Genomic DNA, 13,751 nt, shown 5'->3' with positions numbered 1-13,751 from the left:
AACTTAGAACTTAGAACTTAGAACTTAGAACTTAGAACTTAGAACTTAGAACTTAGAACTTATCGATTGTGGCCTGCCATTTAGCACCTGGCATTTAGCATTTAGCATTTAGCATTTAGCATTTAGCATTTAGCACTTAGCACTTAGCACTTAGCACTTAGCACTTAGCACTTAGCACTTAGCATTCAGAGCTTATGGCTATGGCTATGACCTGGCGCTTATAGCTATGGCTACAGCTATGACTTAGAGCCTGGCGCTTAAGGTCGCGGCTGGCGGCCACGACCTTGATGCGCTATCTGCCTTTCCAGGCTGGTAAACGGCCACGCTAATCAGCTAATCGCCCAGCGTTTTTACACCGTTTGCCGTGCCGATCAGCGCCACGTCCGCGCCACGCGTGGCGAAAAGCCCCACCGTGACTACGCCCGGCAGCGCGTTGATGGCTTTTTCCAGCGCGACGGCATCCAGGATTTTCAGATTATGCACGTCCAGGATGACGTTACCGTTATCGGTGACCACCTGCTGACGATATTCCGGCAGGCCGCCCAGCTTCACCAGCTCGCGCGCCACAAAGCTGCGAGCCATAGGAATGACCTCGACCGGCAGCGGAAATTTGCCCAGCACGTCGACCTGCTTGGATTCGTCGGCGATGCAGACGAACTTTTTCGCCACGGCGGCAATGATTTTTTCACGGGTCAGCGCCGCGCCCCCGCCTTTAATCATCTGCATCGCGCTATTGATCTCGTCGGCGCCGTCAACGTAAACCGACAGGGAATCCACCTCGTTCAAATCGAAAACCGGAATACCTAAGCTTTTCAGCCGGAGCGTGGAAGCCTCCGAGCTGGAGACCGCGCCTTCAATCTCATTTTTAATCGAGCCCAGCGCATCAATAAAGTGGGCGGCGGTCGATCCGGTGCCCACGCCAACGATAGTGCCGCGTTCAACATAGTTTAACGCGGCCCAGCCAACGGCTTTTTTCAGTTCATCCTGCGTCATGGTAAGTTTAGAATCCGTGCTGCTACTGTGTGGCGATAGTATAAAGCAACCCTCGTTGAAAAAACCGCCCTGCGGCGCCATTTGTTGTCACTCTGGAAGAGAGGCCGCAAAACCGGGACGCCAGCTTTAAGCGCAGGGCAAAATGGCAAAAATATGGCATAGTGCAGATTCCACACCTGAAAGAGAGCTAAAACAACAATGAAACGCCCGGACTATCGAACGCTTCAGGCGCTGGATGCAGTCATTCGCGAGCGCGGCTTTGAACGCGCGGCGCAAAAACTTTGTATTACCCAGTCAGCCGTTTCCCAGCGCATCAAGCAGCTGGAAAATATGTTTGGTCAGCCGCTGCTGGTGCGCACCGTGCCGCCTCGCCCTACCGAACAGGGGCAAAAGCTGCTGGCGTTGCTGCATCAGGTAGAGCTGCTGGAAGAAGAGTGGCTGGGCGATGAAAACAGCGGCACCACGCCGCTGCTGCTGTCACTGGCAGTGAACGCCGACAGTCTGGCGACCTGGCTGCTGCCCGCGCTGAAAACGGTGCTGAGCGATTCGCCGGTGCGCCTGAATCTTCAGGTGGAAGACGAAACCCGTACCCAGGAGCGCCTGCGGCGCGGCGAAGTAGTCGGCGCGGTAAGTATCCAGCCGCAGCCGCTGCCAAGCTGCCTGGTGGATCAGCTCGGCGCGCTGGATTATCTGTTTGTCGGCTCGAAAGAGTTTGCCGCGCGCTACTTTCCGAACGGCGTGACCCGCTCAGCACTGCTGAAGGCGCCGGCGGTGGCTTTCGATCATCTTGACGATATGCATCAGGCGTTTTTACAGCAGAATTTCGATCTGTCGCCCGGCAGCGTGCCGTGCCATATCGTTAACTCGTCGGAGGCTTTTGTGCAGCTGGCGCGTCAGGGCACGACCTGCTGTATGATCCCGCACTTACAGATTGAGCGCGAGCTGGCGGAAGGCGAACTGATCGATCTGACGCCGGGGCTGTTTCAGCGCCGGATGCTGTACTGGCATCGTTTTGCGCCGGAAAGCCGCCTGATGCGCAAAGTGACCGACGCGCTGATTGCCCACGGCCATCGCGTGCTGCGCCAGGGGGAATAGCGCTCAGGTTGGAGCGGATTTTTGCCTGGCATCCCTGGCAAAGAAAAGCGTCCGGAATGCTTACCGGACGCGGCTTTCAGCAAGCTGAGATTACTGCTTGCGCTGTAGCTCAAACACCACATCCACCTGATCGTCAAAGTGAATGCTCTGCTGCTCGTAGGTTTGCGCGGCCGAGCTCATCGGCGCGGCGTCGGCGGTTTTAAACATTCTCGCCATTGGCATCGGCTGATAGTTGGCTACGTGATAGCGAATGCTGTAAACCGGCCCCAGCTGAGCGTTAAAGCCTTTCGCCAGCTCGCCAGCCTGATGCGTCGCGTTTTCGATAGCGGCCTGGCGGGCTTTATCGCGATAGCTATCGGGATTAGCCACGCCCAGCTCAACGGAGCGGATTTCGTTCAGGCCCGATTTCAGCGCGCCGTCCAGCAGCTCGTTCAACTTATCAAGCTGGCGCAGCGTAACCTGCACCTGACGCACCGCGCGATAGCCTTTCAGCTCCGATTTGCCGTCTTTCAGATAATCGTATTCCGGCTGCGTACGCAGGTTGGCCGCGTTGATATCTTTTTTATCAATGCCGTTTTTCTGGAGAAAATCAAAATACTGGGCGACACGGCTGTCGGCCTGTTTTTTCGCTTCAGAGGCATCTTTCGACGAGACGCCAACCTCTATCGCCAGCGTGGCAATATCAGGCGTTGCGTCGACGCTTGCCTGCCCGGACGTGACAACATGCGGGCCGTTAGGCAGTTCATCCGCCACGGCGGCAAAAGGCGAGGTAAAAATAAGGGCGGCCAGCGCCAGTTTGGTCAGCTTCAAAGGAGATCCTCCATGGGACTTCAGTCATAGCAGAAGAAGCCGGCCTGACTACAGCGTACCGGCTTCCACAATTTATCCATCAGTTCGCATCTTAGTGCGATTGTACCTGCCAGACTATGACCTTAATTCCTGGAATGAGTTCGGCCGTGTTTACCAGATATTCAGCGCCTGCAGCGCCAGCTTCAGGGCGATCAGCCACATCACCAGCCCCACCAGCAGATTAATAATACGCTGCGCCCTGGTGGTATTGAGACGCGGTGCCAGCCAGGCGGCAAGGATAGCCAGGCCGAAAAACCAGATTAGCGAGGCACAGGCCGATCCCAGTGCAAACCATTTGCGCGCTTCTGCCGGAAGCTGGCCGCCCAGGCTACCCAGCACCACAAAGGTATCGAGATAGACGTGCGGATTCAGCCAGGTTACGGCCAGCATGGTGGCGATAATGCGCCAACGGCTTTGCTTCATCGCTTCCGATGACGCCAGCGCCACATCGCCGCTGAAGGCGGTACGCAGCGCCCCCCAGCCGTACCACAAAAGAAACAGTACGCCGCCCCAGGTTACCAGGTTCAGCAGCAGGGTGGAATGGGTCAGCAGCGCGCTGCCACCGAACACGCCACCGCAAATCAGCAGGATATCGCTCAGCGTACAAAGCGCGGCGGTCATTAAATGGTAGTGGCGGCGCACGCCCTGGTTCATCACAAAAGCATTCTGCGGCCCCAGCGGCAGGATCAGCGCGGCGCCCAGCGCCATGCCCTGCAGAAAAACGGCAAACATAGAGTCTTCCTCAAACGGTTTCAGCTGGCGGCGAGTGTATAGCGACAGCATCATTAGAGGAAATTGAAGATTCTAATACTCCATAAACTTAGCTAATGATAACGATCGGTAAAAAGGCGAACCGCAGTCCGCCTTTTCTTTTGCATGATGAGCAAGCCGTCAGGCTCAACCGGCTAACACTACTCTGCCTTTGCCTGTACTGGCGCAGCAGTCTGAGCAGCGTCGCTTTTTGTCTCGGCCGTCTGATGCAGGTGCACATCCATCTGCGGATAAGGGATACCGATATTGTTGGCATCCAGCGTGCGCTTGAAGTTCTTCATCAGATCCCAGTATACGTTTTGCAGATCGCCCGCGTTGCTCCAGCAGCGCACCACGTAGTTAACCGACGAAGCCGCCAGCTCGTTCAGGCCAATCTGTACGCCCATATCCTGCAGCACGCGAGGATCGGCATCCACCACTTCGCGCAGCAGTTTGAGAACCTGGTCCGCGTCGGCATCGTAGGAGACGCCAATGATAAATTCATTACGGCGAACCGGCTCGCGAGAGAAGTTTACGATGTTGCCGGCGATAATTTTACCGTTTGGCACCACAACGGTTTTGCCGTCCGCGGTTTTCAGCGTGGTAGAGAAAATCTGTACCTGTTGTACGGTGCCCATAATGCCGATATCGATAAAGTCACCTGTGCGGAACGGACGAAAAGTCACCAGCAGCACGCCAGCTGCCAGGTTGGAGAGCGAGCCCTGCAAAGCCAGACCGACGGCCAGACCTGCGGCACCCAGCACGGCGATAACCGACGCCGTCTGTACGCCTACGCGCCCAAGCGCCGCAATCAGCGTAAACGCAATCACGGCATAGCGCACCAGCGCCGAAAGGAAATCGGCTACGGTGGCGTCGATATGACGAGCGCGCAGCACCTTGTTCAGCGTTTTTGAAATGATACGCGCTACGATAGTCCCGATAATCAGGATGATAATGGCCGCTACAATATTTACCGCATAGCTCAGCAGCAGCGCCTGATTGTGTACCAGCCAGCTGCCAGCGCGGTTAACGCCGTCGACTACGTTCAAATCTTCCATTTGCTTATCCTGTTGTTGTTCCCCGCCGGGAAGTAAGCAGACTGCCAGTCCAGGCTGGCATCCCAAACCTCAAGCGTAACTAAAAATGCTGTCTGGTGCCAAATAACGAGGCAAATTAATAATTTGTTACCGCAAAGGCGCTTTTTTTGCAGGGTTTTTAATAAGGGAAAAGCCGATAGCCGCGCCAATATTTACAGAAATGCAGAAGGCAAACTTCGCTGACGTTCTAAAATTTGCCCATAAAAAAAGGCTCCGCGAGGGAGCCTTCTGTTCAGAACGAGAAAATTACAGTACGTCTACCGCGTTCAGTTCTTTAAACGCCTGCTCCAGACGAGTAATCATGGAAGTCTGAGCAGAGCGCAGCCATACGCGCGGATCGTAGTATTTCTTGTTTGGTTTATCAGCGCCTTCCGGGTTGCCCAGCTGCGCCTGCAGATAACCTTCGTTCTTTTTGTAGTACTGCAGGATGCCGTCCCAGGTCGCCCATTGGGTATCGGTATCGATGTTCATCTTGATCACGCCGTAGCTGATAGACTCTTCGATTTCAGCAGCGGAAGAACCGGAACCGCCGTGGAAAACGAAGTCCAGCGCGTTGTGCGCCAGGTTATGTTTTTTGGTCACATATTCCTGAGAATCACGCAGGATGGTTGGCGTCAGCTTAACGTTGCCTGGCTTATACACGCCGTGAACGTTACCGAAAGAGGCCGCGATGGTGAAACGCGGGCTGATTGCGTTCAGTTTTTCGTAAGCATAGTTCACGTCTTCCGGCTGGGTGTACAGTGCGGAAGCATCCATATGGCTGTTATCAACGCCGTCTTCTTCACCGCCGGTGCAGCCCAGTTCGATTTCCAGCGTCATGTTGATTTTTGACATACGCGCCAGATACTTGCTGCAGATTTCGATGTTTTCTTCCAGCGACTCTTCAGACAGGTCGATCATGTGGGAAGAGAACAGCGGTTTACCGGTTTTTTCAAAGTGAGCTTCGCCCGCGTCCAGCAGACCGTCGATCCACGGCAGCAGTTTTTTCGCGCAGTGGTCGGTATGCAGGATAACCGGCACGCCGTAGTGTTCCGCCATCTGATGCACGTGATGCGCACCGGAGATTGCGCCCAGGATGGCTGCAGCCTGCGGCTTATCGGACTTCAGGCCTTTACCGGCGATGAACGCCGCGCCACCGTTGGAGAACTGGATGATAACCGGCGCTTTAACTTTCGCGGCGGTTTCCAGCACGGCGTTGATGGAATCGGTGCCGACACAGTTAACCGCTGGCAGTGCGAATTTGTTCTCTTTTGCGACTTTGAAGATTTTCTGTACGTCGTCACCGGTGACAACGCCTGGTTTTACGAAATCAAAAATTTTAGACATGTCTTTTGTCCTGTTTCGTCGGCAGTAGGAAAAGATGTTGCGCCTTAAGGGGCAAATCATTCTGGCGGAGGCAGCCCTCCGCCCCAGAGGTTACTGTTTCGCGCGTTCTTCCAGCATAGCTACCGCAGGCAGTTTTTTACCTTCCACGAACTCAAGGAAAGCGCCGCCGCCGGTAGAGATATAAGAAATCTTATCTTCAATGCCGAAGAGGTCGATGGCAGCCAGCGTATCACCGCCGCCTGCGATAGAGAATGCGTCGCTGTCGGCAATGGCTTTCGCCACGATTTCGGTGCCTTTGCGGAAGTTCGGGAATTCAAACACGCCCACCGGGCCATTCCACAGAATAGTTTTGGCTTCTTTCAACAACTTAGCCATGGCTTCTGCGGTTTCGTCGCCAAAGTCCATGATCTCTTCATCATCTTTAACTTCGGAGACTTTCTTCACGGTTGAAGGCGCAGTTTCAGAGAATTCCGTGCCGACGCGGGAGTCGGTTGGCACAGGAATTTTATATTCGTCGCGCAGTTTTTTCGCAGCTTCCACGAAATCCGGCTCGTACAGGGATTTACCCACCTTGTTGTCGATAGCCACGAAGGTGTTGGCGATGCCGCCGCCTACGATCACCGTATCGGCGATTTTCACCAGCGAGTTCAGCACGTCGAATTTGGTGGAAACTTTAGAACCGCCAACCACCGCCACCATTGGACGAGCAGGCTCTTTCAGCGCTTTACCCAGCGCTTCCAGCTCATCGGCCAGCAGCGGGCCAGCGCAGGCTACCGGCGCAAATTTCCCCACGCCATGCGTGGAAGCCTGGGCGCGGTGCGCGGTGCCGAAGGCGTCCATCACGTAGACGTCGCACAGTGCGGCATATTTTTTCGCCAGCGCCTCGTCGTCTTTCTTTTCGCCTTTGTTAAAACGAACGTTTTCCAGCACTACCAGCTCGCCCTCGGCGATATCAACGCCTTCCAGGTAGTCTTTTTCCAGACGAACCGGAGAAGAAAGTTTTTCTTTCAGATAGTTAACTACTGGCAGCAGGGAGAACTCTTCGTTGTACTCGCCTTCGGTCGGGCGGCCCAGGTGAGAAGTGACCATCACTTTCGCACCCTGTTTCAGCGCGGCTTCAATGGTTGGCAGTGAAGCACGGATACGTGCGTCAGAGGTGACTTTGCCCTCTTTAACCGGCACGTTTAAATCAGAACGAATCAGTACGCGTTTCCCGGCAAGATCCAAATCGGTCATTTTAATTACTGACATGGTGAGTCCTCTCGTTGATTCTCTAAATTTTAAAGGCGCAGTCCGCGCCCTGGCTGAAACCGCTGGCGGCCATGGCTAACGTCGTGTCGAGCATTCGGTTAGCAAAGCCCCATTCGTTGTCGCACCAGACCAGCGTTTTGATCAGGTGCTGTCCGCTGACCCGCGTTTGCGTGCCGTCCACAATGGCACTGTGCGGATCGTGGTTAAAATCAATGGAGACTAACGGTAGTTCCGTATAGTCAACTATACCACTAAATGCTTTTTCTGATGCGTTTCGCAGCAGCGCATTCACCTCGCAGGCCTTTACCGGCGTGCGGACGCTGACGCTTAAATCAATGGCGGTCACGTTGATTGTCGGTACACGCACGGCGATCGCTTCGAAACGGTCATTGAATTTCGGAAAAATACGCGCGATACCCGCAGCAAGGCGAGTATCGACCGGAATTATCGACTGGCTGGCTGCGCGAGTGCGGCGCAAATCAGTATGGTAAGCGTCAATAACCTGCTGATCGTGCATGGCGGAATGGATGGTGGTGACCGTTCCCGACTCAATGCCGAAAGCATCATCCAGTAACTTAATCACAGGAATAATACAGTTAGTGGTGCAGGAGGCGTTAGAGACGATCAGGTCGCTGGCCTTTAGCGCTTTTTCATTGACGCCGTAAACCACGGTAGCGTCAAGATCGTTGCCGCCCGGATGGGAAAACAGGACTTTTTTCGCCCCGGCGGCAAGGTGCGCTTCGCCGTCTTCGCGGCTGCCCCAGACGCCGGTGCAGTCCAGCACCACATCCACGTTCAGCTCCTTCCAGGGGAGATCGGCGATAGCGGCCCGATGCAGAATGCGCACAGGATCTTCGCCTATCCACAGCAGATCCCGCTCCTGACGAACGTCCCATGCAAAACGGCCATGACTGGTGTCATATTTCAGCAGATGCGCCATGCCGGCGGCTTCCGCCAGCTCATTAACCGCCACGACGGTAATCTCCGCGCGGCGTCCGGTTTCATAAAGCGCGCGCAGCACGTTGCGCCCAATGCGTCCAAAACCGTTGATGGCAATACGAACCGTCATATCACTCCTGCATCCAAATTCTGTGCAAAACCGGAGCGTTAGCCTGAGCCAGACGTTCCCGTTTGTACAGGGAATTTTTGCGTTACCGGGCCGTTTTTCCAACGGAAAGAGGTCAGTCCCAATGCTTGTTGAAACGGTTCAGCTACAATAAAGACAATGCGGAATAATTGGAATGCGCCAGATCAATCCACAGTTTAAAAATCTGACCTGCATCACATTTAGATAAGGTTCTGTATAAAAAACAGGCCAACAACGCTCAACAAAGTAGTAAAGTAACTTTTACTGATATTTACTTTCAAGTAACCAGTTAGCGACACGATCAACGGAATTTTCTTACTTTTGCAGGTAAATATCAGAATTTTCTCTCTGACAACCGTTTCCAGGAAGGAGACGCCCACAGCAGAGCGCCGGTAAAAGCGCGGCTGGCTGTAGCGAGATCGGGAAAGATCTGGCGTCCACTCTCTGGTCACTAACCGTGCCGGAATATGAATTACAACTTGCTTTGGTATCTCTGGATTATCTGGGCTTCAGCGCTGCTCGTCTATTCCCTTAGCTGGGCGACAACGCTGTTGCTGATCCGCCAGCATCGGGGACTGTTAATGGCCGCAGCCTCCGCCATTTTTACCTGGCTTGCCTTCAGGAAATTCACGTTAAATAAGGAAATAGCGATGTTCAAACGTAAAGAGAATCCCCGTCAACCCAGCGCTCCGCTGAATTACACTTCGCCCGTGCCGCCCGCTTCCGCTTCGCTAATGGACAGCGAATTTGAAGAAAGCGTCTCTGCCGCAACCGTCGTCAGCGTCGCCAGCGCGCCTGCCACAGGCACCACCACCATCCCGGATACCTGCACCATCGTAGGTGAAATCAGCGCCGCAGGCGATATTCATATCACCGGCAGCGTTAACGGTAAGGTGAATTCAGAAAAAACCGTTTTTGTGCAGAAAGATGGGCGGGTCGAAGGGGAAATCTGGGCGCAACGCACCGAAATCAGCGGCGAGCTGAAAGGATTATGCTGTAGTCGGGAGGTGGCCATTAACGCCAACGGATTTATGGATGGCACCATCGAGTGCGAATCGCTTTCGATCAACCAGCAGGGTAAATTTTATGGCCAGTCCAAGCCTTATAAGACGGAAAGAGAGCCGGAAAGCAACGTGGTGAAAAGCTTTGCGGAGCCGGTGATACCGCCCAGCCAGGATTTCCATTTGCGGGACACCGCGCAGTAGGTAAAAAGGTTCGCCTGTTTGCACAGGCGAACCGGATTTATTACGGCTTAAGCGATTGCCAGGAAGGTTCACCTGCTTGCACAGGCGAACCCGGTTTATTACAGCAGCTCTTTCGCTTTAGCGAGCACGTTGTCTACGGTGAAGCCGAAGATTTCAAACAGCTTCTCGGCCGGTGCCGACTCGCCAAAGGTGGTCATGCCAACCACCGCGCCATGCAGGCCGGTGTATTTGAACCAGTAATCGGCGATACCGGCTTCAATCGCCACGCGCGCGCCAACCGCTTTCGGCAGTACGGCTTCACGATAGGCCGCATCCTGCTTGTCGAAAGCATCGGTAGACGGCATGGACACCACGCGCGCCTTACGCCCTTCCGCGCTCAGCTTCTCGTAAGCACCAACCGCCAGCTCCACTTCAGAACCGGTCGCAATCAGGATCACTTCCGGCGTGCCGTCGCAATCTTTCAGGATATAGGCGCCGCGAGCCACGTTAGCCAGCTGCTCGGCGCTGCGATCCTGCTGCGCGAGGTTCTGGCGGGAGAAGATCAGCGCGGTTGGGCCGTCGTGACGCTCAATCGCATATTTCCAGGCTACCGCAGACTCAACCTGGTCGCACGGACGCCATACGCTCATGTTCGGCGTGACGCGCAGGCTGGCCAGCTGCTCAACCGGCTGGTGCGTCGGGCCATCTTCACCCAGACCGATAGAGTCGTGGGTATAGACCATCACCTGACGGATTTTCATCAGCGCGGCCATACGGGCAGCGTTACGCGCATATTCCACAAACATCAGGAAGGTGGCGGTATACGGCAGGAAACCGCCGTGCAGCGTAATGCCGTTGGCGATAGCGGTCATGCCGAACTCACGCACGCCGTAGTGAATATAGTTGCCCGCCGCGTCTTCGTTGATCGGCTTAGAACCAGACCACATTGTCAGGTTGCTTGGCGCCAGGTCGGCGGAGCCGCCCAGATATTCCGGCAGCAGCTTGCCGAAAGCTTCCAGCGCGTTTTGTGAGGCTTTACGGCTGGCGATTTTGGCCGGATTGGCCTGCAGCTGCTCAATGAATTTCTGCGACTCGGCCTGCCAGTTTTCCGGCAGCTCGTTTTTGGTGCGGCGCTGGAACTCCAGAGCCAGCTCGGGATAAGCTTTGGCATAGGCCGCGAACTTCTCGTTCCAGGCCGCTTCTTTCGCCTTGCCCGCTTCTTTAGCATCCCACTGCGCGTAGATATCCTGAGGGATTTCAAACGGCGCGTGGTGCCAGCCCAGCTGTTTACGGGTCAGCGCGATTTCTTCGTCGCCCAGCGGCGCGCCGTGGGAATCGTGCGTGCCAGCTTTGTTCGGCGAGCCGAAACCAATTACGGTTTTGCACATCAGCAGTGAAGGCTTGTCGCTGACCGCTTTTGCTTCTTCAACCGCTTTGCGGATCGCTTCCGCGTCGTGGCCGTCCACGCCGCGCACCACGTGCCAGCCGTAGGCTTCAAAACGCTGTGCGGTATCGTCCGTGAACCAGCCGTCGATGTGACCATCAATCGAGATGCCGTTATCATCATAGAAAGCCACCAGCTTGCCCAGCTTCAGCGTACCGGCCAGCGAGCAAACTTCGTGCGAGATCCCTTCCATCATGCAGCCGTCGCCCATAAACACGTAGGTATTATGATCGACAACGTTATGGCCTGGACGGTTGAACTGCGCGGCCAGCGTGCGCTCGGCGATAGCCATACCCACGGCGTTGGCGATGCCCTGCCCCAGCGGGCCGGTGGTGGTTTCAACGCCGGCGGTGTAGCCGTATTCCGGGTGACCTGGAGTTTTGGAATGCAGCTGACGGAAGTTCGCCAGCTCGGCAATCGGCAGATCGTAGCCAGAGAGGTGCAGCAGGCTGTAAATCAGCATTGAGCCGTGGCCGTTGGACAGCACGAAGCGGTCACGGTCGGCCCACAGCGGGTTGGTTGGGTTATGGTTCAGGAAATCACGCCATAACACTTCGGCAATATCCGCCATGCCCATGGGCGCGCCAGGGTGGCCGGATTTCGCTTTCTGTACAGCATCCATACTTAATGCGCGAATGGCGTTCGCAAGCTCTTTACGAGAAGACATGTTCTACTCCAGGTCGGATTAAAGGCTTCGCCGTCCTTAACCTATTTTAATCAATGAGTTATCAGGCAAAGCTGCAAAAGACGACCCTCAATGTACATGAAAGAGCAGCCGAATGTACATGGCGAAAAGTGCAAAAAAACAGGGCCATACTTGCGTTTTTCAGACGTTGGAACTATGCATTAGCGCGCAGGAAGTTAACATAGTGCCAGTCTTATTCCCTGCCTTTAACGGCAGGTGTTTGTTTTTATTACCTTGTTATCTAATGGATGGAAATATGAAAATACCCGCTTCTCTGATGGCGCTGGCCGTCGCTACCGCACTGACCGGCTGTCAGAATTTTGACAGCAACGCGCTGTTGCAGTCTGGCGCGCAGGCTTATCAGGCCGCTTCGCTTAGCGACGCGCAGGTAAAAGAGCTGAGCGTAAAATCGTGCGAGCAAATGGACAGCGAAGCGCAGATTGCACCCGCCGACAGCGTTTACACCCAGCGCCTGAATAAAATCGCCGCCGCGCTTGGCGATAACATCAACGGCACGCCTGCTAACTATAAGGTTTACCTGACCAAAGACGTCAACGCCTGGGCGATGGCCAACGGCTGTATCCGCGTTTACAGCGGCCTGATGGATATGATGACGGACAACGAAGTGGAAGGCGTGCTGGGCCATGAAATGGGCCACGTGGCGCTGGGCCATACCCGCCGCGCGATGCAGGTCGCTTACGGCACCACCGCAGCGCGTACCGCGGCCGCATCCGTTGGCGGTATTGCCGCTACGCTGTCGCAGTCGCAGCTGGGCGATCTGGGCGAAAAGCTGGTTAACGCGCAGTTCTCACAAAAACAGGAGTCACAGGCGGACGACTACTCGTTCGATCTGCTGAAAAAACGCGGTATCAGCCCGCTGGGTCTGGAAACCAGCTTTGAGAAACTGGCGAAGCTGGAAGGCGGCAGCGCGAGCACCATGTTCGATTCTCACCCTTCTTCCGAATCCCGCGCGGCGCATATTAAAGCGCGCATCGAAGCCGGAAAATAAGCCTGAACAAGGCCAGCCCTGCGGCTGGCCCCTTTCGACGATTACTCGCCTTTATTCACAGCCTGAACGTGCAGCATATCCAGCGCCAGCGTGGCGGCGGCCAGCGCAGTGATATCGGACTGGTCATAGCCCGGCGCGACTTCCACCAGATCCATGCCCACAATGTTCAGCCCTTGCAGACCGCGCACCAGCTTAGTTGCTTTGTCCGAGGTCAGACCGCCGACAACAGGCGTGCCCGTGCCCGGCGCGTGAGCCGGATCCAGACAGTCGATATCAAAAGTCAGATAAACAGGCATATCGCCCACGATCTCTTTCACCTGTGCGATGATATCGTCGACGCTGCGATCGTTAATCTGCGCCGCATCCAGCACATTGAAGCCCAGCGATGCATCGAACTCGGTGCGAATACCAATCTGCACGGAGCGCGTCGGATCGATCAGCCCTTCCTGCGGCGCGGTGTAGAACATGGTGCCGTGGTCGAACTTCGGGCCGTTGGAATAGGTATCGGTATGCGCATCAAAATGCACCAGCGCCATTTTGCCGAAGTGTTTCGCGTGCGCGCGCAGCAGCGGCAGCGTGACGTAGTGGTCGCCGCCAAAGGTCATCATGCGTTTGCCGTTAGCCAGCAGCTTCTCGGCATGGGCCTGCAATTTGTCGCTCATATCCTGCGAATCGCCAAAAGCGTAAACCAGGTCGCCGCAGTCAACGACGTTCAGACGCTGACGCAGATCGAAATTCCACGGCCAGCGGCAGCCTTCCCAGGCCAGGTTAGTGGAGATCTGACGGATGGCGCCCGGCCCTAAGCGGCTGCCGGGACGGCCGGACGTGGCCGCGTCAAACGGTACGCCGGTGATCACCCATTCGGCGTCGCTGTCGTACGGCTGGAAGTTAACCGGAAAACGCATAAAACCAAAAGCATTGGAAACCAAAGAGTTATCGTACTGGTTGCCCAGAGTATTATACATAAGCCCCTCTCTTGCT

The 13,751-nt window shown here is 55.4% G+C and carries 12 protein-coding genes; 3 read left to right on the top strand and 9 right to left on the bottom strand.

From position 1 onward, the window contains the following. Positions 1–333: 333 nt before the first annotated feature. Positions 334–993, bottom strand: coding sequence for a ribose-5-phosphate isomerase RpiA (rpiA, locus tag QCD69_RS19400; protein ID WP_253458641.1), 660 nt, complete (start codon positions 991–993; stop codon positions 334–336). A gap of 198 nt (positions 994–1,191) precedes the next feature. Here rpiA and QCD69_RS19395 point away from each other — a divergent pair, with 198 nt between their 5' ends. Then, positions 1,192–2,088 carry a LysR family transcriptional regulator ArgP gene (locus QCD69_RS19395; protein ID WP_125287336.1) on the top strand — a complete coding sequence of 299 codons (897 nt, stop codon included), beginning with the start codon at positions 1,192–1,194 and terminating at the stop codon, positions 2,086–2,088. A gap of 90 nt (positions 2,089–2,178) precedes the next feature. On the opposite strand, the gene QCD69_RS19390 is transcribed toward QCD69_RS19395, so the two are convergent. The 6 genes from QCD69_RS19390 to epd form a co-directional block, all read right to left on the bottom strand. Continuing rightward, positions 2,179–2,898: an oxidative stress defense protein gene (locus QCD69_RS19390; RefSeq protein ID WP_253458639.1), complete on the bottom strand. Its 720-nt coding sequence runs from the start codon at positions 2,896–2,898 to the stop codon at positions 2,179–2,181. A gap of 150 nt (positions 2,899–3,048) precedes the next feature. After that, positions 3,049–3,669, bottom strand: a complete 621-nt coding sequence (gene argO, locus QCD69_RS19385) for an arginine exporter ArgO (protein ID WP_301253210.1) — start codon at positions 3,667–3,669, stop codon at positions 3,049–3,051. A gap of 179 nt (positions 3,670–3,848) precedes the next feature. Then, positions 3,849–4,745: a small-conductance mechanosensitive channel MscS gene (gene mscS, locus QCD69_RS19380; protein WP_301253209.1), complete on the bottom strand. Its 897-nt coding sequence runs from the start codon at positions 4,743–4,745 to the stop codon at positions 3,849–3,851. A gap of 285 nt (positions 4,746–5,030) precedes the next feature. Beyond that, the gene (gene fbaA, locus QCD69_RS19375) at positions 5,031–6,110 is read right to left on the bottom strand and encodes a class II fructose-bisphosphate aldolase (RefSeq protein WP_125287332.1); all 1,080 of its coding nucleotides are present in this window, start codon (positions 6,108–6,110) and stop codon (positions 5,031–5,033) included. Between the two features lie 90 nt (positions 6,111–6,200). Next, entirely contained in the window at positions 6,201–7,361 is a 1,161-nt protein-coding gene (gene pgk / locus QCD69_RS19370; protein WP_253458627.1) for a phosphoglycerate kinase, read from the bottom strand. A gap of 22 nt (positions 7,362–7,383) precedes the next feature. Next, positions 7,384–8,430: an erythrose-4-phosphate dehydrogenase gene (epd, locus tag QCD69_RS19365; RefSeq protein ID WP_253458624.1), complete on the bottom strand. Its 1,047-nt coding sequence runs from the start codon at positions 8,428–8,430 to the stop codon at positions 7,384–7,386. 485 nt (positions 8,431–8,915) lie between these two features. Here epd and QCD69_RS19360 point away from each other — a divergent pair, with 485 nt between their 5' ends. Next, positions 8,916–9,653: a bactofilin family protein gene (locus tag QCD69_RS19360; RefSeq protein ID WP_301253206.1), complete on the top strand. Its 738-nt coding sequence runs from the start codon at positions 8,916–8,918 to the stop codon at positions 9,651–9,653. 98 nt (positions 9,654–9,751) lie between these two features. Here the strand turns inward: QCD69_RS19360 and tkt are convergent, their stop codons facing one another. Continuing rightward, a complete protein-coding gene (tkt, locus tag QCD69_RS19355) occupies positions 9,752–11,743 on the bottom strand; it encodes a transketolase (protein ID WP_301253204.1) in 1,992 nt (663 codons plus the stop codon). Positions 11,744–12,017: 274 nt separating this feature from the next. Between tkt and QCD69_RS19350 the strand changes: the two genes are divergently transcribed. Next, positions 12,018–12,770, top strand: coding sequence for a M48 family metallopeptidase (locus tag QCD69_RS19350; RefSeq protein ID WP_125287327.1), 753 nt, complete (start codon positions 12,018–12,020; stop codon positions 12,768–12,770). Positions 12,771–12,811: 41 nt separating this feature from the next. Here the strand turns inward: QCD69_RS19350 and speB are convergent, their stop codons facing one another. Then, positions 12,812–13,735, bottom strand: coding sequence for an agmatinase (speB, locus tag QCD69_RS19345; RefSeq protein ID WP_125287326.1), 924 nt, complete (start codon positions 13,733–13,735; stop codon positions 12,812–12,814). Between the last annotated feature and the right edge of the window lie 16 nt (positions 13,736–13,751).

Source organism: Erwinia sp. PsM31 (genome assembly GCF_030433775.1).
In the GTDB taxonomy this organism is placed as follows: domain Bacteria; phylum Pseudomonadota; class Gammaproteobacteria; order Enterobacterales; family Enterobacteriaceae; genus Erwinia; species Erwinia aeris.
This window is presented reverse-complemented; position numbering and strand designations above follow the sequence as displayed.